The 25045-nt window shown below is 57.7% G+C and carries 23 protein-coding genes and 1 tRNA gene; 6 read left to right on the top strand and 18 right to left on the bottom strand.

Annotated features, from left to right (window positions below):
- Nucleotides 1-22: 22 nt before the first annotated feature.
- The 10 genes from ACZ500_RS07210 to ACZ500_RS07255 all read right to left on the bottom strand — a co-directional run bounded on the left by ACZ500_RS07210 (nucleotide 23) and on the right by ACZ500_RS07255 (nucleotide 7740).
- Nucleotides 23-154: a hypothetical protein gene (locus ACZ500_RS07210; protein WP_464231831.1), complete on the bottom strand. Its 132-nt coding sequence runs from the start codon at nucleotides 152-154 to the stop codon at nucleotides 23-25.
- Between the two features lie 443 nt (nucleotides 155-597).
- Nucleotides 598-674 (bottom strand) — tRNA-Arg (locus tag ACZ500_RS07215).
- A 71-nt stretch (nucleotides 675-745) separates the two neighbouring features.
- Nucleotides 746-2053 carry a competence/damage-inducible protein A gene (locus tag ACZ500_RS07220; RefSeq protein WP_464231832.1) on the bottom strand — a complete coding sequence of 436 codons (1308 nt, stop codon included), beginning with the start codon at nucleotides 2051-2053 and terminating at the stop codon, nucleotides 746-748.
- Between the two features lie 130 nt (nucleotides 2054-2183).
- The gene (locus ACZ500_RS07225; protein WP_464231833.1) at nucleotides 2184-2864 is read right to left on the bottom strand and encodes a TIGR04211 family SH3 domain-containing protein; all 681 of its coding nucleotides are present in this window, start codon (nucleotides 2862-2864) and stop codon (nucleotides 2184-2186) included.
- Nucleotides 2865-2883: 19 nt separating this feature from the next.
- Nucleotides 2884-3315: a cyclic pyranopterin monophosphate synthase MoaC gene (gene moaC / locus ACZ500_RS07230; protein ID WP_464231834.1), complete on the bottom strand. Its 432-nt coding sequence runs from the start codon at nucleotides 3313-3315 to the stop codon at nucleotides 2884-2886.
- Between the two features lie 2 nt (nucleotides 3316-3317).
- Nucleotides 3318-3692 carry a molybdenum cofactor biosynthesis protein MoaE gene (locus tag ACZ500_RS07235; protein WP_464231835.1) on the bottom strand — a complete coding sequence of 125 codons (375 nt, stop codon included), beginning with the start codon at nucleotides 3690-3692 and terminating at the stop codon, nucleotides 3318-3320.
- Nucleotides 3661-5001 carry a glutamyl-tRNA reductase gene (hemA, locus tag ACZ500_RS07240; protein ID WP_464231836.1) on the bottom strand — a complete coding sequence of 447 codons (1341 nt, stop codon included), beginning with the start codon at nucleotides 4999-5001 and terminating at the stop codon, nucleotides 3661-3663. Before hemA ends, ACZ500_RS07235 begins: the two co-directional genes overlap by 32 nt.
- Entirely contained in the window at nucleotides 4998-5834 is an 837-nt protein-coding gene (gene ccsB, locus ACZ500_RS07245) for a c-type cytochrome biogenesis protein CcsB (protein ID WP_464231837.1), read from the bottom strand. The genes hemA and ccsB overlap by 4 nt, the downstream gene beginning before the upstream one ends.
- Before the next feature lie 5 nt (nucleotides 5835-5839).
- Nucleotides 5840-6526: a precorrin-2 dehydrogenase/sirohydrochlorin ferrochelatase family protein gene (locus ACZ500_RS07250; RefSeq protein WP_464231838.1), complete on the bottom strand. Its 687-nt coding sequence runs from the start codon at nucleotides 6524-6526 to the stop codon at nucleotides 5840-5842.
- A gap of 59 nt (nucleotides 6527-6585) precedes the next feature.
- The gene (locus ACZ500_RS07255; protein ID WP_464231839.1) at nucleotides 6586-7740 is read right to left on the bottom strand and encodes a radical SAM protein; all 1155 of its coding nucleotides are present in this window, start codon (nucleotides 7738-7740) and stop codon (nucleotides 6586-6588) included.
- Nucleotides 7741-8234: 494 nt separating this feature from the next.
- On the opposite strand from ACZ500_RS07255, the gene ACZ500_RS07260 reads away from it, so the two are divergent.
- The gene (locus ACZ500_RS07260; RefSeq protein WP_464231840.1) at nucleotides 8235-9215 is read left to right on the top strand and encodes a methyltransferase domain-containing protein; all 981 of its coding nucleotides are present in this window, start codon (nucleotides 8235-8237) and stop codon (nucleotides 9213-9215) included.
- On the opposite strand, the gene ACZ500_RS07265 is transcribed toward ACZ500_RS07260, so the two are convergent.
- Entirely contained in the window at nucleotides 9163-12066 is a 2904-nt protein-coding gene (locus tag ACZ500_RS07265; protein ID WP_464231841.1) for an ATP-binding protein, read from the bottom strand. The two genes, ACZ500_RS07260 and ACZ500_RS07265, sit on opposite strands and share 53 nt — an antisense overlap.
- Before the next feature lie 46 nt (nucleotides 12067-12112).
- On the opposite strand from ACZ500_RS07265, the gene ACZ500_RS07270 reads away from it, so the two are divergent.
- Complete coding sequence (locus ACZ500_RS07270) at nucleotides 12113-12376, top strand: hypothetical protein (protein ID WP_464231842.1); 264 nt, start codon at nucleotides 12113-12115, stop codon at nucleotides 12374-12376.
- On the opposite strand, the gene ACZ500_RS07275 is transcribed toward ACZ500_RS07270, so the two are convergent.
- The 6 genes from ACZ500_RS07275 to ACZ500_RS07300 form a co-directional block, all read right to left on the bottom strand.
- The gene (locus ACZ500_RS07275) at nucleotides 12377-12595 is read right to left on the bottom strand and encodes a hypothetical protein (protein ID WP_464231843.1); all 219 of its coding nucleotides are present in this window, start codon (nucleotides 12593-12595) and stop codon (nucleotides 12377-12379) included.
- Nucleotides 12596-12771: 176 nt separating this feature from the next.
- Nucleotides 12772-14937 (bottom strand): PilZ domain-containing protein, encoded by a 2166-nt coding sequence (locus tag ACZ500_RS07280; RefSeq protein WP_464231844.1) that lies wholly within the window; start codon nucleotides 14935-14937, stop codon nucleotides 12772-12774.
- A gap of 167 nt (nucleotides 14938-15104) precedes the next feature.
- On the bottom strand, nucleotides 15105-15950 hold the full coding sequence (locus ACZ500_RS07285) for a MerR family transcriptional regulator (protein WP_464231845.1): 846 nt from the start codon (nucleotides 15948-15950) through the stop codon (nucleotides 15105-15107).
- Between the two features lie 529 nt (nucleotides 15951-16479).
- Nucleotides 16480-17217, bottom strand: a complete 738-nt coding sequence (locus tag ACZ500_RS07290) for a nicotinamidase (RefSeq protein WP_464231846.1) — start codon at nucleotides 17215-17217, stop codon at nucleotides 16480-16482.
- Nucleotides 17135-17437, bottom strand: coding sequence for a hypothetical protein (locus tag ACZ500_RS07295; protein ID WP_464231847.1), 303 nt, complete (start codon nucleotides 17435-17437; stop codon nucleotides 17135-17137). Before ACZ500_RS07295 ends, ACZ500_RS07290 begins: the two co-directional genes overlap by 83 nt.
- Nucleotides 17438-17518: 81 nt before the next feature.
- Complete coding sequence (locus ACZ500_RS07300) at nucleotides 17519-17695, bottom strand: hypothetical protein (protein WP_464231848.1); 177 nt, start codon at nucleotides 17693-17695, stop codon at nucleotides 17519-17521.
- Between the two features lie 76 nt (nucleotides 17696-17771).
- Between ACZ500_RS07300 and ACZ500_RS07305 the strand changes: the two genes are divergently transcribed.
- From ACZ500_RS07305 to ACZ500_RS07320, 4 genes are all read left to right on the top strand, one after another.
- Complete coding sequence (locus tag ACZ500_RS07305; RefSeq protein ID WP_464231849.1) at nucleotides 17772-18785, top strand: KpsF/GutQ family sugar-phosphate isomerase; 1014 nt, start codon at nucleotides 17772-17774, stop codon at nucleotides 18783-18785.
- Nucleotides 18763-19722: a dihydrodipicolinate synthase family protein gene (locus ACZ500_RS07310; protein WP_464231850.1), complete on the top strand. Its 960-nt coding sequence runs from the start codon at nucleotides 18763-18765 to the stop codon at nucleotides 19720-19722. Before ACZ500_RS07305 ends, ACZ500_RS07310 begins: the two co-directional genes overlap by 23 nt.
- Nucleotides 19723-19894: 172 nt before the next feature.
- Entirely contained in the window at nucleotides 19895-20920 is a 1026-nt protein-coding gene (locus ACZ500_RS07315; protein ID WP_464231851.1) for an efflux RND transporter periplasmic adaptor subunit, read from the top strand.
- Nucleotides 20917-24039, top strand: coding sequence for an efflux RND transporter permease subunit (locus tag ACZ500_RS07320; protein WP_464231852.1), 3123 nt, complete (start codon nucleotides 20917-20919; stop codon nucleotides 24037-24039). Before ACZ500_RS07315 ends, ACZ500_RS07320 begins: the two co-directional genes overlap by 4 nt.
- Nucleotides 24040-24275: 236 nt before the next feature.
- On the opposite strand, the gene pgeF is transcribed toward ACZ500_RS07320, so the two are convergent.
- On the bottom strand, nucleotides 24276-25040 hold the full coding sequence (gene pgeF, locus ACZ500_RS07325) for a peptidoglycan editing factor PgeF (RefSeq protein ID WP_464231853.1): 765 nt from the start codon (nucleotides 25038-25040) through the stop codon (nucleotides 24276-24278).
- Between the last annotated feature and the right edge of the window lie 5 nt (nucleotides 25041-25045).

Genomic DNA, 25045 nt, shown 5'->3' on the forward strand with positions numbered 1-25045 from the left:
TTTTTAAACCAGGATGCGACGGTTATACCTGCCCAATCCCACGCTCAAGCTCCTTCCCATCCCGCTCGATCTCCCAGACCGGCACCCGGAGGCCGTCCCGGATCTTGGTCCGCTCCAGCTCCCCCTCGTCAATGAGGCGATAGAGGGTCCTCACCGATACGGCGAAATAGTCGGCCTCTTCATCGACGCGAAGCTACTGCTTCAGCGGGTTGGATCCGGTCATATATCGTCAAGGGTTGTCATGAATCATAAGGCCTTGGTCATGCATCGTCAGTTATTGTCATGTAATGAAACTCTCACGGGTGAACTCCAGCACGTTTCCCTTTATTCCATCTGCGTAATCTGCGTCATCGGTGAAAAATTCCGCCATTTTCCCAACAGCCAATCGTGCCAACCAACAATAGCTTTCCCTCGAATCGATTCAGGGGCTTTTTGGGTATGCGAACAGAACCCCGACCGGGATCTTTTTGCACTCGATCGGGGAAGCGGAAAGGAACGGCTTGGATTACCTGGACAAAAACTTCGACGAAAGTCGCACACCGATTCACGCACCAACAAAAAAAGGCTTAAGGTCATATCCTCAAGCCTTGAAATTCTTGGCGCGCCTGGGAAGATTCGAACCCCCGACCTGCGGATTAGAAGTCCGCTGCTCTATCCAACTGAGCTACAGGCGCGTAAAATACTTTAAACTTGTTTTATACCGCAAAAGGCTCTTCATTGCAGCAAAAAAATGAGGCCGGGAAACCTACCGACAGGCAGAATCGAGCAGGGCAAGCCGGAGGGTGTTCAACCCGGTGATTGCGCCGCGGGAACGGAGCGTCTCGTAGGCGCCGCCCATGTGCCATGAAAAGGTCTTCAGAATCCCCATCCTGCCGGCGACAATCGCGTTCGCGTCCACCTGCCAACCGTCGGCGCCTTCCTCGGGAAAACCCAGGAGCAGGAGCGCCAGATCGGCCCTATTTTCGCAAAGGAGTCGCTCTGCAAGGCGCTTATGCTCCGCCTCGTCTTCCCATAGACTGCTTCGAGGGGCTTGATTCCATGAATCGGGTCGAGGGCCACGAGTCCAGGAGGCAAGGGATGATTCGCTCCGGATCACCAGCGCCTCTTCCAGGGGGAAGCCCTCGATGCGGGAGACAAGTGAGGCGGCGGCACCGCTGCTGAACGATTCGAGGATCGACAGCGACAGGCCGCGGGAAGTGAGCAGACCCGCGATCACAGATTCCAGGGTCTCTTCGTCATAGCCGAAGATCCGTCTACCCAGGCGTGCACGGATCTCCTCCTCGAACGGTGCAATCCGGCCCAAGGCACCTTCCCGATCTCGGGCGCGGACCGCAATCCTGATCTTGATCTCCCCCTCGGAAGCCAGGAGGCCGATCTCCGGATCGCCGCCCGCCTTAATCAGATCCCCGATGGATTGATCCACCTGGCTCTCTCCGATTCCCACGGTCTTGAGCGTCCGATAAAAGATCACCTGCTCCGGCAAGTCGAAAAAACGACGGACCCAGGGGAGCACCGCGCGAGGGAAAAGGTACTCGAGTTCCCGGGGAACACCTGGCAGGCAGGCGATGGCCTTCCCATCGATCCTGCAGATAAAGCCCGGGGCGGTCCCGACCGGGTTCGGCACAGCCTCGGCTCCCTGTGGAACAAAGGCCTGGCGGCGGTTGTTTTCAACCATATGATAACCATAGCGCTTGAAGATCGCCTCGATATCCGCCATCAGCGTCTGCTGGAATTCGAGCGGAACCCCCGCCACTTTCGCCACGGCTTCCCGGGTCAGATCATCCAGCGTGGGCCCGAGCCCACCGGTCGTGATCACCAGAGAGGTGCGGTCGAGGGCCACCTTCAGGGCATCGACGATCTCCCCGATTTCATCACCGACCGCAATGCGCAACCTGACCCGCAGTCCTGCTTCGGCCAACTGCTCGGCGAGGTAGCAGGCATTCGTATCCACGATCTGCCCGAGCAGAAGCTCGGTGCCGATGGTGACGACCGCACAGTCCTGGAGGCCAGCACCCCTCCCTGCGTCAGGACGCTTTTCAACGACTGAAGACACTCGATGACTCCCATTGCCGAAGATATGGCATCAACAAAAATAGAAGCTTATGAAAATCTTTCTGGATCCTACACAGGCAGTTTCTGCCTGGATCGAGCTTGCCGTGTCTCAACCCCTCTTCAGAGCCGTCTCAGTCCATCAGAAGCGACTTGCGTTTCTTCTGCTGCCGCCCCAGAGCGAGCCCGATGATGAGACCCGCAAAAAGCACCAACGCGCCGGTGGCAAACCACTTATTCCGCTCGTTCGAGCGCAGCGAGGCATTTTCATCACGGAGCTCGCCAACCGTCTTTTCGAGCCCCGCCAAGGATTCCGAACATTGGCGGTGGGCCTCCTTGATGGCAAGGACATCCGCCGATTCCCTTTTGAGCGTTTCGTGCTCCTGTTCAATCATTTGTAAAGCACCCGTCTTTTCAGCCAGTTGGGTCGTCAGGCGTTGATTCTCCTCATAGACGGACTCCCATTCGACTTTCGTCTTCGACGTCACGGCTTTCAGCCGCTCGTATTTTTCCTCGAAAGATCTGGCCTTCGCCTCCCAGGGTTCACGCCCCATGAGATAGCGCGTCAACACCCAGCCTTCGACCGTCTTGTCTTCCTTATCGCGCAAACGCACCCTGTTCCAGCCCTGCTCCTCCCCGAGGATATCTACGGGCGACCCGGAATCGAGAAAAGCCATGATCTTGTGCCCCGTGCTCGGCCCCGTTCGGACCGTCACCTGGAAAGAATCCGTCACGTACGCCCGCTCCGCCCAAGCGGAACCACCTGTTATCAGCAGCAGGAGAACCCATCCCAGCGCCGGACCGAATATGCGCATTCCTCTTACCCCTCTCAGCCTAACCTTTTTTCTTCCAAAGCACCCGGATATCGTCGATCCGCGTTTCAGGGTATTGCCCCTGCGGATCCTTTTCGAGGTACTTCACCATGTCCCAGATGGTGTTGAGGGCCATCGCAACCCCAAGCAAGGCCTCCATTTCGACGCCGGTCTTGGCTTCGGCGCGCACAAGGCAGCGGGCCTCGACGCTGGTGTCTCTCACATCGAAGCGGACACTCACCGTCTCGAGCAGGATCTGATGACAATGCGGGATCAGCAGGTGGGTCTGCTTGGCAGCCGTCATCCCGGCGACCTCCGCCACCGGGAGCGGATCGCCTTTCCGGATCTCTCCGCGCCTGAGGGCCGCAACCGTTTCGGTCCGCAAATGAATGACCCCGGCGGCCTCGGCTTCCCGCTTGATCACCGGTTTGGCACCCACATCGATCATCCCCATCTTCAATGCCCTCCTTCGTCTCCCTGGAAGATCTCCTGCTTGCGGCTCGCCTCCGCCTTGATGCGGTTCACCGTCAGCTCCAGGGCCGGGAACACGTGTTCCCGGGTGTCCCCCCCGACCGCAACGGCCATGACTTCATCCCCCACCGAAAGACGCCCCGGATTTACTTCGACCAGAACATCAACGATGCCATTCATTGACTTGGTTTCCTTAACAATACGGTCAATCACCGACGGATCGAAGACCACCTCGATGGCCTTCACCTGTCCCCCCTTCAAGGAATGCCCCCTGACGATCCCCAGATGGCTCGCGATCATGCCCATTGCATGAAATTGGGGGTGTCGTTTAAGCGTCTGTATCATAGCGTTCAAATCCATCGTCGCCTCCTTCTTCCGCGCCGTGCGCCGCTGCGCCCCCGCGCTCCTCGTCCAGGTTGAAGAGCCTTCGTGCCACGTCGAGATAATCGTTGACCGTCTTGCGGTCCGCCCGCCCCTTCAGGAAGAGGATGGGATCGTTCAGCAGCTTTTCCGCAATCGAGCGTGCAAGGGTCGCAACAGCCTCCCGCTGCCATTCAGGCAGCGTCCCCAGCGCCGAGTGGCTCTTCTTGAGTTCTGCCTGCACGATCGTTTCAGCCTTGCGCTGCAGAGATACGATCGTAGGAACCACGGAAAGGGTCTTTAGCCACTTCTCGAATTTGCGGACCTCCTCCTCGACGATCGCCTTCGCCTTGAGCGCCTCCTGGCGTCTCTGTGCCATGTTGAACTGGATGACCCCCTTCAGATCGTCGATATCGTAAACATAAACGTTATCGAGCGTGTTGACTCGCGGCTCCACATCCCGCGGAACAGCGATGTCGATAAAAAAGAGCGGGCGGTTGCGCCGCCTTCTGAGGCAGCCCTTCACCTGGGCATGGGTGATGACATAGCCGGAGGCGGCGGTCGAGGCAATGACGATATCCACGTCCTGCAGACGCGCATCGACCTGCTCGAGTGTAACCGCCACCGCACCGAGAGGAGCGGCGACCTGCTGCGCCCGCTCGAGGGTCCGGTTAGCGACAAGCATCTCTTTTGCGCCCTGACGGCAAAGATGCTTGGCGGCGAGTTCCGCCATTTCGCCCGCCCCGATGAGGAGGACTTTCTTCCCTTCCAACTCGTGGAAGATCTTTTTCGCCAGTTCCACGGCGGCGTAGCTGATGGAGACAGCCGCCTCGCAGATGCCCGTCTCGGTCCGGACCCGTTTGGCGACGTGAAAGGCGCGATGCATCAGCCGGTTCAGGATCACCCCCGAGGTCTTTTCGCGGGTCGCCAGGAAGTAGGCCTCCTTGATCTGGCCCAGGATCTGCGGCTCCCCCACCACCATGGAATCGAGGCTCGAGGCGACGCTGAACACATGCGCAACGGCCTGCGTGTCCTCGAGCACATAGAGATGCCCGCGGAAGGCGACTCTTTCGATCCTCCCCATGCGGGCCATAAGCTCCATCACCGCGTCCACCGCCGGCCCGGGGGCGTCCGTCGTGAAAAGGGCCTCCACCCGGTTGCAGGTCGAAAGGAAAAAACTCTCCTGAAGGCAGTCGATCTGGCGCATGGCCCTCAAGGCCCGCCCGGCGCTGCCCGCGTCCGCCGCCAAGCATTCCCTCAGTTCCACAGGCGCGGTCTCGTGGTTCATGCCGATGCCGATGATGCTCATCTCAATCCATTCCGGGCACCGAGACTCTCGAAGCTATGGTATCCCCCCAGCCAGAAGCTCGCCCCTGCAAACGTGAAGATCAGCATCGCGAAACAGACCATCGCCATGATGGCCGCGCGCCGGCCCCGCCAGCCGACTGTCAGCCGCTGGTGCAGCAGCACGGCGTAAAAGAGCCAGGTGATCAGCGACCAGACCTCCTTCGGATCCCACTGCCAATAGGTCCCCAAGGCCACCTGTGCATAGATGGAGCCCGTGATCATCCCGACCGTCAGAAAAGAAAACCCGTAAATCAGGGCATAATGGGCGATCGCATCGAGGGTCGCCAGGGACGGCAGCCGGCTGTAAAGTGCTCCGAGCCGTTTGCGTTTGATGAATCGCTCCTGGAGGAGGTACATCCCGGACGCCACGAAAGTGATCGTGAAGAGGCCGTTTCCCGCAAAGACCGTCACCACGTGCACCGTCAGCCAAAGGCTTTTGAAGATAGGTTTGACCGGCTCATCGACCCCGGTCAAGGTGGACGAGAGGGCCATCAGGAAGGCGGCGAAAGGCGCGACGAACGAACCGAGGACCTTGAGTTTGAATCGGACCTCGAAAATCAGATAGGCCAGGACGATACTCCAGGCGAAGAATCCGAGCGCCGCCTTGAAGTTCAAGACGGGCGCAGTCTCCAGAAGATAATATCGATAACCCAGAAAGATCGTGTGCGCGATGAACCCGGTCAGAAGGAATCCGTAGCCGCATTGGAAAAACGCCTTCCGGCGCGTGATGATGAAGACCAGGAAACCGGCGGTGGCGATCCATTCGAGAATCAGGGCCAGATAAAACCACAGCAAGCGCTTTACCCCTCCGCCTCTGCGCCCTCTCGCGCGCTTCGAAAAATTTCCTTCGGATCGATCCCGGCGGGCAGCATCCCGGCGAGGATGCCTTCAACCTCGCTCCATGCGCCCTGGCCGATGGCTTCGAGGGCCCGGGAGCCCGCCAATTCATGAAAGATCCGGCTGTTTTCTTCCTGCGGCAGGCCCAGCGCCATGACAGCCTCTCTGACACAGCCCATCATCCTCAGAAAGCAAGCGTACTCGGGGCCGAACAGGGTTTCGAGCCTCCGGCGGATCCGTTTGGCGGTTGCCGGACTGCGGCCCGAGGTCGAAATGGCCAGCACGAGATCTCCCCGCTTTACGATGGAGGGCAGGATGAAGGTGCAGTCGGCCGGTTGATCGACCGCATTGATCAAAATCCCGCGCGCCTGGGCGTCTTCGCTGACGGTGTGATTGAGCGCTGCGTCATCGGTGGCCGCAACCGCCAGAAAGGCGCCTGCAAGGCATGAAGCATCGTATGCCTCCCCGATATAGCGTATCCGGCCGGTTTCAGCCAGGTTCTGCAGCAGCGGGGTGACATCCCTCGAAACGAGCGTGACCTCCGCCCCGTACTCGAGCAACGTCTCGACCTTTCGTTCGGCGACCTTTCCGCCGCCGACGACCAGCGCACGCCGGCCTTCGAGCGCAAGCATGACCGGAAAATACTTCATGGGTCTTCCCGCGGGCTGAGCCCGCCTGCCTCAAAAGACGTCTTCACGTCCGATCCTCATCAAACATAGCGATCCACGAGTTCCGTGATGAACTTCTCCACCCCGTCTCGGCCTTCCCGCCCTTCCACATCCTGGATCAACCGCTGGATCTTCTGATAGGTCGATGGGTCCCGCTTCAGATCGAGCGGCGAATGGAAGGCGCCCCCGCGCCTGCCGACACGGTAGACCAGCCTCTCCTCGTCCGGAAGCTCCTGGTAACGCTTTATGGCCTCCAGCATCTTATCCTTGTCCTCAGGCAGCTTTCCCGCAACGTCCTCCAACAGATTCATGATGTGGTCGCTCGTGACGGTGCTCGTAATTCCCTCGAGGTGTTCGATGAAGACCCTGAGCTCCTCGGCCAGCATGTCGTCCGTCTGCATGGTGAACTCCCCTCTCTCGAGGAGTTGGTACAAAGGGACGCGCTTCGGCACGCGGAGGCTTCTCAAGCGGATAAAATGAGGGTTGATGGCATTCAGGACCCTGGCGGTCTCGACCGCGTGTTCCCGCCACATCTCCTGCCCCCCCAGCCCGGGCATCACGTATTCGGATAGCTCCATGCCCGCGTCCACCACCAGTCTCCCGGCCTGGATGTGCCGGGCGGCCGTCACGCCCTTTTTCATGAGCTTGAGCACGGGGTCGTAGCCGCTTTCGAGCCCGATGTGGACCCGATCGAGCCCCGCGGCATGGATGGCCTTCATCGCTTCGAGGCTTTTGCGTACGATCGTCCGGGACCGGGAGTAGGTCGTGACGCGCTCGATCTCCGGGAATGTCTCCCGCAGAAAGCTCAGACAGGCCACCAGATCCTCGGTCGGCATGACGAGATTGTCGGCATCCTGAAGAAAACAGGCCCCCGTGCCGTAATAGAGCCATCCCGCCACGCTATGATAGGCATCGCTGTAGCCTCCACCGCTGAAGATGCGGCTCACGACCTTGTCAGTCACCTCGCCCGCTTCCCCAAGCTCCCGGGAAAGGGCCTTGATCTCATCGGCGATCTCACGCGCGGTGCGGATGTCTTCCTTGATCTCTTCGACCGTCCTCAGCGAAAATTTCCGATTCTTGTAGACCGGACAAAAGCGGCACTGATTCCAAGGACAATTCCGCGTAAACCGCAGAAGAAGGCTGCGCGCCTCATTCGGCGGCCGAATGGGCCCCTGCTCGAATGTTTTGCGACTCATGATCCTGGACAACTCCCTGTAACTGCATTTTTTCGGCCAGATTCCATCCGGGAGCCAGTTTCCGACCCGGAAAGGGGCTCTTTGGTCCATCGCTGCGCCCGGCCCGCCGCGAAAACGGGTAGAAGAAGCCACTTGCCTCCGGAAATCGGCTTTTAAATATGACAGACCTCCCGAAATATATCAACCTCATTCCAGGATACGCCCCTCGCCCTCGAAAAGCGAACGGGGTCGCACCGCAGGCGGGCCGGAAGGGCGGGAGGAGAGATCCACATCGTTCAGATTTTCGATAGAGGAGCGAACACGGCACTCGTGTGAAGAAGCACGGTGGATGGATCCCGGGACATGAAAAGATCTGCCGGCGGGCAAACCCGGCTTTTTCCGATTGGCAAACTCCGGCTTGACGCTATATGATACCCCGACCGATCCGAACAAAGCCCGCTGCATCGGGTAAACGCCGTACACAGGCTTACCCGGCAAGGCCGCCGGGCAAACAAATGTGCAGACTGACGCCGATATCAGCCGAATCGGGCCCCCTCCCGCAGGAGTGGAAATGCCTGGGCAAGGACTGTGAGGAAAATGTCTATAGCCGCATGGAGTTCATCCTAAACGATGCGAGGAACCGCATGCCCACCGGTTCAACCTACCTGATGGAAAACGATGAAGAATGGCTTCGCCTCGAGACCAAAACCGATCCGAAGGCATTTCAAGCCCAAGCCGAATGGTCCGGCATCCGCCCCGGCATGCGCGTCCTCGATGCAGGTTGTGGACCGGGCCTGACTACGGCTATCATCCACCGCATGGTTCAGCCCGGCGGGGAGGCCCTGGGTATCGATTACTCTCCCACGCTCATCGAATACGCCCGCACAAAGTACGCCGATACCCCCGGTATCCGCTTCGAGACACACGATATCCGGGAACCGCTGAGGGAATTCTGCTCCTTTGACGCCGTCATCGTCCGGTTCGTTCTGGAATACAACCTCGCCGAATCGGAGCGGATCGTGAACAACCTGACCCCGGCACTGAAAAAGGAAGGCATCATCTCTTTGATCGATCTCGACTACAACTGCCTCAGTCATTATCCTCTGCCGCCCGCCATGGAAAGCCGCCTTGTGGATCTCATGCATCTTCTGGAGGAAAAATTCAACTTCGACCCCTATGCCGGCCGCAAACTATACGCCTGCCTCTATAACGCCGGGTACCGGGACATCACGGTGGACATGCGTGCGCATCACCTGATTTACGGCCCTCCGAAGGACACCGACCTGTTTAACTGGCTGAAAAAGGCCGAGGTCGTGACCCGCAAGGCGGAGCATCTTTTCAAGGACTACCCGGGTGGAAGAAGCGGATTCTTCGAGGCGTTCAGGGCCTTCTTCAACGACCCCAGCCGATTCACATATACCCCCGTCATCCTGTGCAGGGGGATCAGGCCTCAAGACGCTCATCCATCCGTCCGCCGTTGTCGAGCACACTCCTGATGGTTTCGGCCATCTCCTTCATCGTCAACGGCTTCATGAGTAGGGCCCGGAGGCCGATCTCCTTCACATGCCGCTCTGTCATCTTCTGCTTGAATCCCGTGCAAAGGATAATCGGAATATCCTTCCTGAGCGATAGGATCTCTTGCGCCAGCCCCTCTCCTGTCAGATGCGGCATGGTCAGATCCGTTATGACCAGGTCGAAATCATCCGGCATGGACCGAAACGCCTGGAGCGCCTCTACACCGCTGGTGCAAGTCATTACACGGTACCCCAGAAATTCCAGCATCTCTTTGGCCAAATGCACCAGAGCCTGCTCGTCATCCACGAAGAGGATCCTCTCGTCCCCCCGCGGCATTTCCTCGGACTGCTGCTGCAGAGGCAGTTCATCCCCCTCGATGACGGGCAGAAAAACATCGAAAGCCGTCCCTTCTCCTCGGTGACTCGAGACGGTTATGACCCCCCCATGGCTTTTTACGATCCCGTGCACCACTGCGAGCCCAAGCCCGGTCCCCTCCCCCGTTTTCTTCGTCGTGAAATAAGGTTCGAAAATGCGGTCGAGGACCTCCGGCGCTATCCCGTACCCCGTATCCTGAACATGCAGCTTCACATACAGTCCCGGCTCGAGTCCAGGGTGGCGGGAGGCAAAAACTTCATCCACCATCGAGTTGCGAAGGCTTACGCTGAGGATCCCACCCCTCTCCTGCATGGCGTGGAGGGCGTTGGTGCAAAGGTTCATCAGGACTTGATGGATCTGGGTAGGATCCGCCTTGACCACCCCCGCATCCGGATCGATATTCTGATTGATTTCTATGGTGGAAGGCAAAGATGCACGCAAAAGCTTCAGTGCCTCCTTAACGATCGGGCCGATCTGGGCCGGCAAAAGCTGCTGCTGTCCCTGCCGGCTGAACGAAAGGATCTGGCCGACCAGATCCTTCGCGCGATCGCTGGCCCGCAGGACCTCCTCAAGACTTTCTCTCGCCCGACTCTCACCCGGCAGACGCAGCTTGGCTATCTCGGCGTACCCGATGATAGCCGTCAAAATATTGTTGAAATCATGCGCGATCCCTCCGGCCAGGGTGCCGATCGCCTCCATCTTCTGGGCCTGCTGCAACTGAATCTCCAAGGTCCTGTTGGCATCCGCCGCCTTCTTCAACTCAGTTACGTCATTACCGATGCAGAGGATCTCCTGCATATCCTGCTGCGCACCCTTGAAAATAGGCTTGAATGTCCACGCCACAACCACTTGGCGGCCGTCATGCCTTGTACATTCACCTTCTGCAACCAGAAGCGATTGCGGCGTTCCTCTCATGTCCTTGTACAAACGATAGAGGTTCAAACCCGCACCCGTGTTCGAGGAAAAAAGCGTTTCATGGACATTTTTCCCCATAATTTCCAGTTCCTTGTAGCCGAAGAAATTCTGGGCAAACTCATTGAAAAAAGTCACATGGAATCCAGGATCGACCCGCATGATAATACTGTTGGCGTTCTCAACGAGTTCGCGGTATTTTTTTTCACTATTCTGCAATTCTTGAAAGGAGCGTGCATTTACAATGCTCACGGCTGTTTGAGATGCCACGCCCAGCAAAAGATTCATGTCGCTCTGGGTCAAAGACCTTTTGGTTTCAACATTGTCAACGACCAGTACCCCTAATGATTCACCCTTGTATACCAGTGGGACGCAGATGATCGACTTGGCGTTGAACTGACTAATCAATTCATAACTTTTCATTGAAAGATCGTCTCTCACCGCCTCCACATCATCCAGGAGAAATCCCTTCTGCTCTTTGAAGGCCTGGACGGCAAACCCTCTGGAATCCGGATTGTCCAGGTGAAATTCCGCCTCCTTCAAGACCTTTTCTTCCTCTGCACTGTATCCATAACCGGACTTGTAGATCAATCTGTCATTTTTCTGATTCGCAAGCCAGATGACCCCCCTATCGAAGTCGAGCCGCTTCGAAATCACCGCCATCACCTCTTCCAAAAGCTGGTCGATGTCAAGAACTGCAGACGTGGCCCGGCCGATCTCCTCTACGAGCAGCGCATTGTTGTAGCGGATATTCATCTCATCGAGAAGCTTCTTCGCCGTATCGCCCTGTTGCTTGAGCGTCTTGGCAAGCTCTTGTTTTTCCAGGTTATCTGCATACACGGAAAGCGCCAGAACCGTAAAAGCGAAGACTTCCGCTATCGCGATGCTCACTTCGAAATGCCAGAAGAACAAAGAAGCCCCCGTCAAGAGCACCCCGAACAGAATGGCATAATTACGCGCCATCTTCCATATGCTGGAAGGCGTCTTCTCCCAGCTGACGATGTAGCGGCAGGCCTTCCCCCCCTTGTGGAAACACTCGGGATGCTCGATGGTCGCGAACTTGTCCGTGAAAAACCGAGCGAGCGCCTCGAACGTCCCCATGCGGTTTTCGCACTGGTACGGCTTCTCTTCCACGCCGGTTCTGGGGGTCACGACCAGTTCGATCTGATTGGAAGCCAGCTTTTTCGAGGTGATATCCGCCCCCCGGCTGATCATGGGGTAGAGACGGGCCATCAGGAGGTAGGCGGTGCTTAAATGGACAAGTCCGAGGGTGTATTTTTTCGCGACGCCCATCGCATTGGATGAGGCGGCAAACCGGCCGACATCCCGGGCGATACCGGGATTTCCGGTCTTCTCGACCAGAATATCATGGAAACGATCGACCTGGCGTTGGCTAAACCAGTGGGCCTCGTCGTCCACCGCATAAACCGGCATCTCGGCATAATGGAGCAGCGTTTCTACCGCAATTTCAGGGTATTCTCTCTTGAGAAACTCGATGTATCCTTTGGTGATCCTGCTATTGTAGATCGCTGCGTCTTCCATCATGGCAGCCTGTCCCCGGCCTTCTCATGAGTGTAGTTTCCATCCGGAAATGGTCTTTTTTGCCAATCTCGGCGTCAATCTGCACATTTGCTTGTGCGGCGACCACCAGGTCGCCTCCGCGCAAACGCTTGATTTCCTTGATATTGGCAAAAAATCCTCATTTCCGGATTGGAAACTGGGTTCTATAAGAAAATCATTTCCGGATGGACACGAGTGTAGTATCCATCCGGAAATGAGTTTAGGCTCAGGATCGAACATCCTGAAATGCAGAAACAAATCAGATCAGTGTCCATCCGGAAATATCCGTCGGTGATCAGGAAGTTTCCATCCAGAAAAGAGCATCCGGCGCGGTAAAGTTTCCAATCCGGAAATGAGGATTTTTCTTCACCGCTTCGCCGCTCAGTCCCACCGCTCCGCGGCGGGTCCCGGTTTGGCCAATATCAAGAAAATCAAGCGTTTGTGCGGAAGCGACCTGGTGGCCGCCGCACAAGCAAACGTGCAGATTGACGCTGAGATGGGCCAAAAAGACCATTTCCGGATGGAAACAAATTCCAAAACACCCCCATACTCGAGACAGATCCACCTCGGGAACAACCCCGGTGTGGGCACGCAACGATGAACCCCTATTCGGATTGGCACCGCTCTGTTAGGGGAGACGGAGGAATTTATTATGATTATCAGGACTTATACTTAATAAAGGGGAAAATATCAAGAAGCTTTTTCTGGAGAAGCATCCTCACTCACAGGCTCCTCCCAATAGCGGATACGGAATTTTTTCTTAAGAAATTCAATAAATTGTGATATAATAGCAACATCATAAGACCAAAGCACGTACTGCTTTAGATCTTTCGGAACCTTATTCGCACAAGAAACATAATCGTCTGGAAAAACCATGACGGGTACCTTGTCCGTCTTATATTCCGACGACAACTGATTGATGGCCTCGTAAAAAACAACCCATGGCAAGGATGTCGGCTCCAGGACAATCGCCTTGATGCCATTCATCAGTTCTGAAAAATTAAAGCCGAAATCAGATTGGTCCAGGATAATAACCGCGGATAATTTCTTGTTATAAAATAGAGAATATAACCTTATTTTCCTTGTGAAACCCACATTTTTAAAAATATTTTCCAGCGTTTTGCCACTTTGCACATTTTCAGGCAATATTGAAAATAGATTCAGCATCAGACCGCCTGATACATGTTCATAATATAGGCCTAATTGAAACAAATCCATTTTACTAGAACATTTCAGATCAAAATTTGAAAGATTTATATCCCTTTGAATTGTCTTGTAAAATGGGAAATATGAAAATATATCCGTCGAGCATTTTTTATTATCGTTCAACTGCCTGGCGAAACCGCCAAAAACCCTGTCCGGAAACTTATTATCAGGTCTGTAATAACAGAGCAGATAATCCATATTTGCGGACGGCAGGCGACACATATCGTACAGATAATACATAATTTGTTTGATCACATGAAACCCGGTCGGCTTGCTTTCCAGAACCTTGGCCGCATGATGCTGGATCAACCATGCCTTTTCGTAGGCCCGCACCATGGAGACGTGTGCAAAGATCTTCGAGTTCTGCTGATAGGTAAAATGGCAGGCGATGTCAGGACTTTCCTCATACAGCTTCTTGATGGTCCTTTTGAATTCGCTCTTCTCCGCATCGATCAGGAGGTATTTCCCCGGATATATAAACCCCGTTTCGAAAAAAAACTCCCAGAGGGCATCCGGGCTGACATGCGGAGAAACATGGGCATGCGGATCCTGGACCTTATTGATAACATTCGCCAATTTATTGAAATCTTTCAAACTCATATCGAGTATGGCCAACCCGCATCGAAAGCTTCCCGCATCCTCTTCTTCTCTTCTATAAATGACTTGAGCCGAACAGGTGACGCAGGCACCGCCTGCAAATTCGATCTCCAAATCAGGAACGATCAACCCCTGCATCAACAGCCCTTCATCACCGTGTTCACGGACGGAAAATCCCGATGTCGAAAGATCACATACATCCAGCGTCACGGATGTATCGAGGAGTGGATGGAGAAAATTGACCATGGGCGGTGGCGACAGATGCTGTCTGGGGCTCCTGATCCGCCTCCGCTGAAAGCGGCTGATTTCTTTCTGAGCGGGCTCGAGGACGATCTGCCTGTCCTCCGTCATCGTAAGCGGGGGCTGCTGTCCGCGTACAAACCGGCAAAGACCGGAGTAAATGACATCATGATCGGTCTTGATCTGTAAACCGATCGGCTCCTCCGTGTTGAGCCAGTGAAAAGCCCCGGACGACATGGGACGCACGCAGACCTTGAAGGCCCGTGCATTGAAATCCATCAGACTGCCTGAAGCGAGAAAACCGCTCTGAAAAACCTCGACGTGCAGAAGCTTCTGGCAGATATAGCGCCGTGTCTGCCGACGTGCCACCGAATAGGCCCCTTGCGTGAACTGCAATACAGGCTCCCCCCCCTCCCCCATCCTGAGACTGATTGGGACAACGAGCACAGAGGCTCCCCGGTCGATCAGCAAATGCCCTGTATTCACAGCATCTTCCAGAAACCCGGCAGGCGGCTCCCCCTCCCATCGGCAGCTCAACCCCTCCCCGACGCACACATTCGGATAAACCCGAATCAGAATGCTCTCCTCAAACCGTGAATGCTGCAAACGGAGTAGAACCCCGCTTTCAGTAAAATTCATGAAATTCAAAATGTTTATGATATATTTTTCATCAACCGAAGAACCTTCCCCTCCGCTCTCGATCAGATCGCTATGCTTAAAAAGCGAGGGAGGAAGCTGACTGTCGAGCAGGACGATCTCTGCTCTCGGTTTGCCGGACCCCGATACCACATCCGCTGCCTTGCCTTTCTCCATCTTCGTCCCACTCCCATTTCCAACCGTGTCAACATTTAAAGAATGTCCGTAATGGAATGATTCTTGGGAACAATCAGGTTGCCGATACAAAAACGAGACCTCTCCCCCCAGGCTGCACCTGCTCAGAAAAAGGCCACCTTCGGATGAATATGAGAAGAGCCCTGCCGTCAAGCCAAATGGGAAGCATCGGTTCCCACCACAAAGAGAACCCCCTCTCGAAACACCAGGCTGTGGATCCGAATCGTTTCCGCCAGCCCATCTCTGGTCAGCAAAGGAATCCGCGCTACTCGGAAGACCGTATCCGAGATCTCGTCCGTCACCTCCCAAAGCTCCTGCAACAGATCAGCTTCGCTTCTGGTAATGCCCGCATAAAGAAGATCCGTCTTTTCAGGATCTATCCAGCCCTTTGCATAGGTCATATGAAACCGCATCAGGTCTTTCCAGTTCGAGACGCTTTCATGCACCTTCCAATGGAAAAGCAGTTTGAAGATGCTCAAGCCCTTTTCAATCTCACCACCGAGGGTTTCCTGCATGAAAAAACGCTCCTCGGCGGCCCGGTTCATCCAGCACACCCGGAGAGACCTATCGATCAGATAGGCTGGGTCCCCCTCCGCATCGAACGTAAGGCACAGTCCGCCATCGGCGCCGCCCATGCTGGAAGAAGGTCCGCAGCGGGCATTTTCCTTTTCCCGAACAGGAGGCTGCAAATGGGCCTCATCGCCATAGGTCGGAAGATCGTCTCTTTCCGTCGAGCGCTTGTGGAACCATAAGCCGATCTCTTCGATCGTCTTGCCGCTCTTCTTCAATTGTCTAATTTCTTCGATACGATCCAGTACAGAGGGGGGAAAATAGCCCAAGCGCTTCGGGCCGCCTGTCTCGAATCGAGGGTTTGCCAAGACAGGCTTCGGTAAAAGGCCCAAGCGGATATAATTGTTGAGGGTTGCCCTGGATATGCCTGTAATTTCAAGAATTCTTTTACTTGAAATCCACTCTCGCAACGGATATCCAGTCATTGTGAAATAAACCGAGGGAATGAATTGTCTGAGCCATTACACTGTTTAAAACCGTTTTGACAGACACATCAGGAAAAGTCAATCGATAAATGTATCTGTCTAAATTTGAACCCTTGTATTTAGACAGATCAAAGACATATTTAGACAGTATAAAAGATCCCCATTTTCACGCCACGGCACAGGCTCTCCACTGCCTGGATCATACCAGACGAACCTAGGCCATCGAAAATCCCGGGCACCGATTCCAGGTGACCGGAGACCCTCAAACCCATCCTGCAGCATGCCCAAACTGGAACCGCGGCAGCCGAAGGCCTTCCCTTCCTTTCCTTTGCACGCGGCGTCTTCGATGCACAAAGGGGTTCTCTTCAATCCCGGTGAGCGGACCACCCGGCACACATGGCCTCTCCCATCCTCGGGACCCGAAACCCCCTCCCCTGCCCCGCAACAAAACCGTCCTCGGGGATGAACGGCTTCGACTCCTTACGCGCATCGAACCAGCGAGGCTACCCCTAAAACGACCGTCCCGAAATCAGCCGAGGACCGCCGCCAAACGGCTGACCTTCGCTCCTTTGGATTGCATTTCCTCGATCGCCTCCTGCCCGTCTCCCGGGCTCACATCAACTGCGCGGACCGCATCCTCGAGGAGAAGAACCTCATAGCCCCGCCCAAGGGCATCGAGAACCGTGCTGCGGACGCAGTAATCCGTGGCGAGCCCGCCCACCCAGAGCCGTTTTACACCAGCATCCTTAAGGCGATACTCGAGGGTTTCCTCTTCGAAGCCGGAATAGCCGTCCTTTGCCACATCCGAACCCGTCGAGACGATGACGGTGGATCCCGGCAGATGCAGCCCCGGGGCGAAGGCCGCCCCGGGCGTCCCCTGAACACAGTGCGGCGGCCAAGGTCCGCCCCGCGCCTTGAAAGAGCTGTGATCCGGGGGGTGCCAGTCACGCGTCGCAATGATCGGCAGCCCTCGGTCCTCGAAGATCTTCATGTAACGGTTCAAGATCGGGACCACCTCGTCCCCGCCCGGCACCTCCAGCGCGCCGCCCCGCATAAAGTCGTTCTGAATGTCGATGAGAAGCAGGGCATCGCCCGGGCCCGGTTGCACGGAAACAGCGCCCGCTTCAGCCTCAGAGCGGCTGATGCCGGTGCCCGCCCTGAAATCGTCGCAGGGCTCGTCGGCCTCAGCGGCGCTCGCGTGTTCGGCGGAGGGAGCGGTCCTGCAAAAATCGAGCGGTTCTCCATTTCGTTTGTCGGTATCGGCCATCGTCGAATCCTCCCGTATCCATTATATTGTGTCTATCCGGAAATGATTTCCCGGTACAACCCCGTTTCCGATCCTGAAATGAGGACCTTTTCTTCACACGCTCCGCGGCGGGTCCCTGTTTGGCAAATATAAATGAAAACAAGCGTTTGCGCGGAGGAGGCTTGGTGGCCACCGCACCAGCAAACGTGCACGTTGACGCCGAGATTGGCAAAAAGACCATTTCCGGATGGAAACTGTTTCGAGCGGATCAGCCATTCCAAGCCGCCGGTTCCACACCAGAGGGCTGCCTATCTGGAGATGATTACCCGGCACCATCAAGTTTGCAATCCGAAAATGAGGAGTTTTTGCTAATATCCAGGAAAACAGGCGTTTGCGCGGAGGAGGCTTGGTGGCCGCCGCACAAGCAAACGTGCACGTTGACGCCGAGATTGGCAAAAAGACCATTTCCGGATGGAAACAATAAAGACTTGAGCTCCATCCAGCCCGGTGTTAAACATATATTCTCTCGAACACCCCATTTCAAACGGCGAAAAGAATACCAGGACCCTAAAGACATGACGAAACAGAAACGTTCGGGCAGGGAAATCCTCAATCAGGCAAAACAGGTCTTGACGATCGAAGCGGAAAGCATCCTTGCCCTGGTGGACAAGGTTGGCCCTCCCTTTGTAAGGGCCATTGAAATGATCCTCAAATCCAAAGGGCGCGTCATCCTGACGGGCATGGGCAAGTCCGGTCTGATCGCCCGCAAGATAGCCGCCACCCTGAACAGCACCGGCACCCCCGCCCTCTTCCTCCATCCCGCAGAGGCCATCCACGGAGACCTCGGGATGGTGACGCGCGATGACATCGTCCTGGCTATATCCAACAGCGGCCAGACGAATGAAATCAACACGATACTCCCCATTTTGAAACAGATGGGTACGGGCGTGATCGGCTTTACCGGGCGGCTCGACTCCTCGATGGCCACCCTTTGCGACGAACTGATCGACGTCGGGGTGGACAGGGAGGCCTGCCCGATGGGATTGGCCCCGACAGCCAGTACAACCGCCGCCCTCGCCATGGGAGACGCCTTAGCCGTCGCCCTCATCAACCAGCATCGGTTCAGCCGGGATGATTTCCGCCGTTTTCACCCAGGCGGAAGCCTCGGTGAAAGACTGTCGGTCGAACTGCGTGAGATCATGCTGACCGGCGACCGCATCCCTATCGTGACACTGGACACGACGATCGCCCAAGCCATCCGGGAGATGAACGTCAAGGATCTCGGCGCAACGCTCGTCGTCGGGGAAGAGCGTACCCTCGAGGGCATTTTCACCGATGGTGACATACGGCGCATCCTGCTTTCCGAGCACCCCGATCTCGGCCAACCGATACGCACCGTCATGACCCCCTCCCCCAAGACCGTCGACGAGGGTCAGACCACCCTCGAAGCCCTGGGGCTGATGGAGCTCTACGAGATCACGCACCTTGCCGTCGTGGACCGGAGCCACCGCGTGGTCGGAATCGTCCATCTTCATGATCTGCTTGGGCGGGAGGAGTTCAAAATCAATGGCAAACATTCAGTTTCCTAGAGGGCTCCTGACGGATCTCGCAACGCCGCTGCAAAGCGACGGATCGCTCGACAGCCGGAGCTTCGGGCGCCTGCTCGACCGCGTGGCGGAAGACTGCCAGGCGGTGCTCCTCGCAAGCCCAAGGACCGGTGAGGGCACCTTCCTCGATCCGGATGCAAGGGCCAGACTCCTCGAAGACGCCCTGCTGGTGCTCCGCGGGCGCAGACCGATCCTGATCTGGATCACCGCCGAGGATGCGGAACTCACCCGGAAAACCCTCATCCTCCTGGATCGCCTGCGCAAACGGCACGCCGCAGGAGATCCTGTGTTTTTCGTCGACGCCCCCCTCTATTACCACAGCAACCGGGGCCTGAGCGCCCTGTATCAGGAATACAGGGAGCTGACCGGCGACGGGATGTTTCTGCTCTACAACGACCCGGTGCTGGTCGGTTCGACGGCGAAACGGCTTAAGCGAAGCAACATCCGCACCGCCATTCTGAAAGAGCTGAGTGCGCTCCCGCAGCTCGCGGGGCTCGTCTTTCACGGGTCCCTCGACCGAGCCCGGGATTATCAGAAAGCCGTGAGGGCACGCCCCGATTTTCGGATCTACGACGGCGACGAGGAGCATTTTCTGGATTACCCGAGCATGAGCGGTGTGGTTTCCCGCGGCGCAAACCTCCTTTCGGGCGGCTGGCGCGCCATCACCCAGTCTTCTCTGCACCTCGAGGGATCCTCGAAAAACTACCCGGATTTTCTGCGGCAGATCTGGGAACTCGGCAATTTTCTGCGCCTCGTCAAGAAACGCTACGACCCCTCCCCGGCGGCCGTGATCAAAGCGGCACTGGCAAAAGTGGGCGTCATCGAGTCCTCTTTTTCGCACGCCCCCTACCCTGCAGCCGATGAACTGGCCGAGGAAATCGTCGCCTTGATGAAGGACTGGACCCGAGCAGAGCCCTGAAGGGCCGCGGATCACGATGGACCATCCCCGCCACGGAGAGCGAAGCCTGATTCCGGGGGCGGGCATCTTCTCTTTTCTCTTGGACTGTTTTGCAGAGGATGAACCTTAAAACCCGCTCACTGAAAGGTCGCACCCCGTGACACCCATTGGATCGAGGACCGGCTATTCGCCCTTGCTGATCTGCGCCGTCTTCCTGGGGCTTCTCTTCGCCTCCGGATGCCGGGATCCTGAAACCGCCGGGGAAGCCGCCCGCCCCGAACCTCCTGAAGTGACTGTATCCGTCCTTACGATACAACCTGCCCCGATCCGCGACATCCTGATCCTGCCTGGAGAGACCGATCCGCACCTCGACGTGCGGGTCTCCTCCGATGCGTCCGGCAGGGTGGAAGCGCTGCCTTTCCGCGAAGGGGACGCCGTCAAGGAGGGCGATCTTCTCGCCAGAATCGATGTCGCGGCGCGCAAGGCGGCCCTCGACCGGGCGAAGGCTGCCTATGAACTGGCCAGGAGTGTTCACGAAAGGCGGAGGAAACTTTTCGATCGGCGGATTTCCACCCAGGAGGAACTGGATTACAGCATCGCCGAACTGACCGGGGCCGAAGCGGATCTCGAGCAGGCCCGCGTGGAATACCAGGACGGTTTCCCGCACGCGCCGATCGGCGGCCGCGTCAATTTCCTGCACGTCGACCAGGGTGAGTTCATCAACCGGGGCGACCCTTTGATGGATCTGGTCGACATCGAACAGATCGAGATCGTCGCCAACGTCCCCGAACGCGATGTGCGTTATCTCCGGAACGGTCAGAACGTGCTGATCCGCATCGATGCCATCCCGGGCAGGGAATTCACCGGACGGATCGATTTCGTCGCCTTCAAGGCCGACCCGGCCACCAAGACCTTCCGGGTAAAGGTCCTGATGGAAAACCCGGCCCATGAAATCCGGCCCGGCATGATCGCGAAGCTCGCCTTCCTGCGCCGCGTCATCTCGGACGCATTGTCGGTTCCCCTCTTTGCCGTCGTCGACAGGAGCGGTGAACGTCTGATCTTTGTCGCCGAAGAGGGCGTCGCCCACGCGCGCAAGGCGGAGATCGGCGTCATCGAGGGAGACCGCGTCCAGATCACCCGGGGGCTCGAACCTGGAGACCGGCTGATCGTCAAAGGGCAGCGCGACATCGAAGAGGGAACGAGGGTCCGGATTCAATGATCGTCAATCAACTCGCCCTCAAACGCCCGGTAACCGTCTTCGCGCTGCTCGTCCTGATCGTAATCACAGGCCTGTACTGCTACTTGACCATCCCGCGGGAATCCTTTCCGGACATTACCATTCCCTATGTCTTCGTTACCACGACCTATGAAGGCGTCGCGCCCGAGGACATGGAGGAGCTGATCACCGTCCCCCTTGAACGGAAGCTCAAAGGGCTCTCGGACGTGGAGGAAATCCGCTCGACATCGGCCGAGGGGATCGCCACCGTGGCCATCAAATTCCTTCCCGACATCGACATCGACGATGCCCTGCAGAAGGTCCGGGACAAGGTGGACCAGGCCAAGCCCGACCTGCCCGACGACCTGCCGGACGAACCGGTCATCCAGGAGGTGAACTTTTCGGATCTCCCGGTGATCCGTGTGGTGCTCTCCGGCCCGTTCAACCTCCGGCGCCTGCAGAATTTCGCCGAGGATCTGGAGGACCGCATCGAGGCCGTCCCGGGTGTGTTGGACGCCGAACTGAGCGGCGGGCTCGAACGGGAGATCCACGTCGCCCTCGACCTCGACCGGGTGGCGGCCTACAACGTCCCCTTCTCGAGCATCGTGGAAGCGGTCACCCGGAGCAACGTCAACATGCCGGGCGGCAGCATGGATATCGGCGAAGGAAAGTACCTCGTGCGGGTCCCGGAGGATTTCAAACACCCCTCGGAGATCTTCTCCATCGTCGTCTTCGTTCGCGACGGGAAACCCGTCTACCTGCGGGACATCGCCGTCATTCAGGACACCCACAAGGATCCCCTGACCAGAAGCCGCATCGACGGCGAGCAGAGCGTGACCCTCGCCATCAAAAAGCGCACGGGGGAAAACATCGTCCGGGTGACGGACGAGGTCAAACGGGTGGTTGCAGAGATGAAGCCGCTCCTGCCACCCGCCCTCAGGATCAGTCTGACCTCGGATATGTCCGACGATGTACGGCTTATGATCGCCGATCTCGAAAACAACATCATCTCCGGCCTCATCCTCGTTCTGGCCGTCATCTTTCTCTTTATCGGCGGACGTTCCGCCTTTTTCGTGGCACTGGCCATCCCCTACTCGATGCTTATCACCTTCGCACTCCTGGCCGTCTTCGACGTGACCCTCAACATGGTGGTCCTCTTCTCCCTGATCCTCGCCCTCGGCATGCTGGTGGACAACGGCATCGTCATCGTCGAAAACATTTATCGCCACATGCAGCAGGGGGCGCCGCGCGAAGAGGCGGCCGCCCTTGGCACCGATCAGGTCGCCTGGCCGGTGATCACCTCCACCCTGACGACCCTCGGGGCCTTCTTCCCCATGCTCTTCTGGCCCGGGATCATGGGGGAGTTCATGAAGTTCCTGCCCGAAACCCTGATCATAGCGCTGTCGGCGTCTCTTTTCGTCGCCCTGGTGATCAACCCCGTGCTCTCGGCCCGGTTTCAGACCGCCAAGGCCCTTTCCACCGAAATGGCGCAGCCTGGCCGTGAACCGCTCGTCAAGCGCCTGTATGCCCGTCTGCTGACAGAAAGCCTCGAACATCGGTTTCTGCTGATTCTCCTTTCTTTTATGCTTCTCATCGGCTCGGCCCTTGCCTTCGGCCTCTTCGGCAAAGGCTTCGAATTTTTCCCCGAAACAGAGCCCCGTCGGGCCTATGTCAACATCAAGGCACCGGAGGGTACGAGCCTGGATGCCTCCGACCAGCTCGTCATGGAGGTGGAAGCGGTCGTTTCCGAATACGAGGACATCCGGTACGTGATCTCGGACATCGGGCTGGTCGGAGGGGATCCCTTTTCGCAGGGCGGCACCGGGACGCACTTGAGCCGGATCGCCCTCGATTTCAGGGAATTTCACGATCGGACGCGCCCATCCTCCGAGATCGTCAAGGAGGTGCGCAGCCGCCTGCTCGAGCGGATCATCGGGGCGGAGGTGCAGGTGGAAAAAGAGGAGGAGGGCCCGCCCACCGGGCCTCCCATCAATCTCGAGGTCAGCGGCGACGACATCCACGTGCTCGGTGAACTCGCCGCCCGCATCCGAAAGACGATCAGCGACATCCCCGGCCTCGTGGACCTGAAGGACAATTTCGTCAAAGGGAAACCGGAGATCCGCATCCGCGTCGACAAAGAAAAGGCGGCCCTGCTCGGGCTCGACACCTACTACATCGCCTACACGATCAAGGCCGCGGTCAACGGCGTCAAGGTCGGGGTCTTCCGCGACGGCAAAGACGAGTACGACATCCTCGCCAGACTCCCCGAGCGGGATCGACACAGCGTCGAGAACCTGGAGCGCCTGACGGTCTCGGGCCCCCGGGGCGAACCGATCCCGCTGACCAGCGTTGCGGAGATCAGCCTCGCAAGCGGCCTCGGCGCCATCATGCGCCTCGATCAGAAGCGCGTCGTCACCATCTCAGGGGATGTCTCGGGGCGCCTTGCGAACGACATCATCCGCGACATCGAGGCCCGCATCGGCGAAGGCTTCCAATGGCCCCGCGGCTACGCCTACCGCTTCACGGGAGAGCAGCAGGAGCAGGAAAAGGCATCGGCCTTTCTGTCGAAGGCCTTTACAGCCACTCTCTTTCTTATCTTCCTGATCCTGATGACCCAGTTCAATTCCTTCTTCACCCCCTGCATCATCCTGACCTCGGTCCTCCTCTCACTGATCGGGGTCTTCCTGGGTCTCCTGATCACGGGGACCCCCTTCGGCATTATCATGACGGGGATCGGCGTGATCAGTCTGGCAGGTGTGGTCGTCAACAACGCCATCGTGCTGATCGACTACTACAACCAACTGAAGGAGCGTGGTCTGCCGTTCAAGGAGGCCCTCGTGCGAGCGGGCATGGTTCGGTTCCGCCCCGTGATGCTGACGGCCGTCACCACCATCCTCGGGCTCCTTCCCATGGCGACTGGGGTCAGCGTCGATTTCAGACGGCTTTCCTTCGATATTGGCGGGGAATCGAGCCAGTGGTGGGGCCCGATGGCGGTGGCCGTCATCTTCGGTCTGGCCGTCGCAACCCTCCTGACATTGGTGCTCGTCCCTGTGCTCTGCTCTGTCGTAGAGAGCGGCCGTCAGTGGTTCGAGCGCCGTCGGACCCGGCGTGCGGGGGCTTAGGGGGAATTTTTGCCGATGTGAAGCAGATCCCATCGATTCCCATGCTATTTCGCTGGATCCGATGGACCTGACCGCCATTGGGATCGGTGAATGCCTCTTCCTGGCGGGCCTGGCACTGTCGAGGGGTGGTTTTAGACGGTGAGACGGTGAAGATCGGGCAGAGAGAGGGGTACCCCGCCACGTGGTGTTCGACTGCGCGAGGCCGGTGGGGGGATATGTCAGTGCGGTCGACACCCTTACAGGCGCCGGCGCTTCAGCATGGCCACGGTGGCGAAACGGCCCGTGGCGCCCTCACCCCTGTAAGAGAAAAAAAGGTCTTTCCGGCAGCGGGTGCAGATCCCGGCGGTCTCGATACGGTCCCGCCGCAGCCCGGCGGCTAAGAGTTGGTGGACGCTGAGGGCCCACAGATCGAAATGGGCCTCCCGCACCCTGAAGGCGCCGAAGCCCCGGGGAAAGATCTCCCGAAACGATTTGAATTCCGCGCAGCAGGGGCCGAGCGATGGCCCGATGCCGGCGTGGACATCCCGCGGGACGCAGCCGAACACGCTCTCCATCACCGACACCGTGCGCCCGAGGATGTTGCGCACACTCCCGCGCCATCCGCTGTGCACAACCGCCGCCACGCGCCTTTCCGGGTCGAAGAGGATCACCCCCTGGCAGTCCGCCTGCTTGACCATGAGGGCCAGACCGGGGGCGTCGGTCACCAGGGCATCCGCGTCCGGAACGGCATCCGCGAAAGGGGTTTGCGCCGAGCGGATCACGACCACCGTATCCCCGTGGCACTGATTCATCCAGAAGAGCCGCTCGGCGTCCAGGTAATCGCGGATCGTCTCCAGGTTCCGCCTGACACACCCGCTCACATCCCCCACGCTTTCGCTGACGTTCAGGCTGTCGAACGGCGGCGGGCTCTCTCCCCCGCGCCGCGTGAACACGGCATGCGCCAATCCGGACTCCCGCGCGAGGCCGGGGTATCGCAGAAATAGTGGGCTGTCGGGGATCATGTGGA

It is taken from the genome of Desulfatiglans parachlorophenolica, assembly GCF_055394735.1.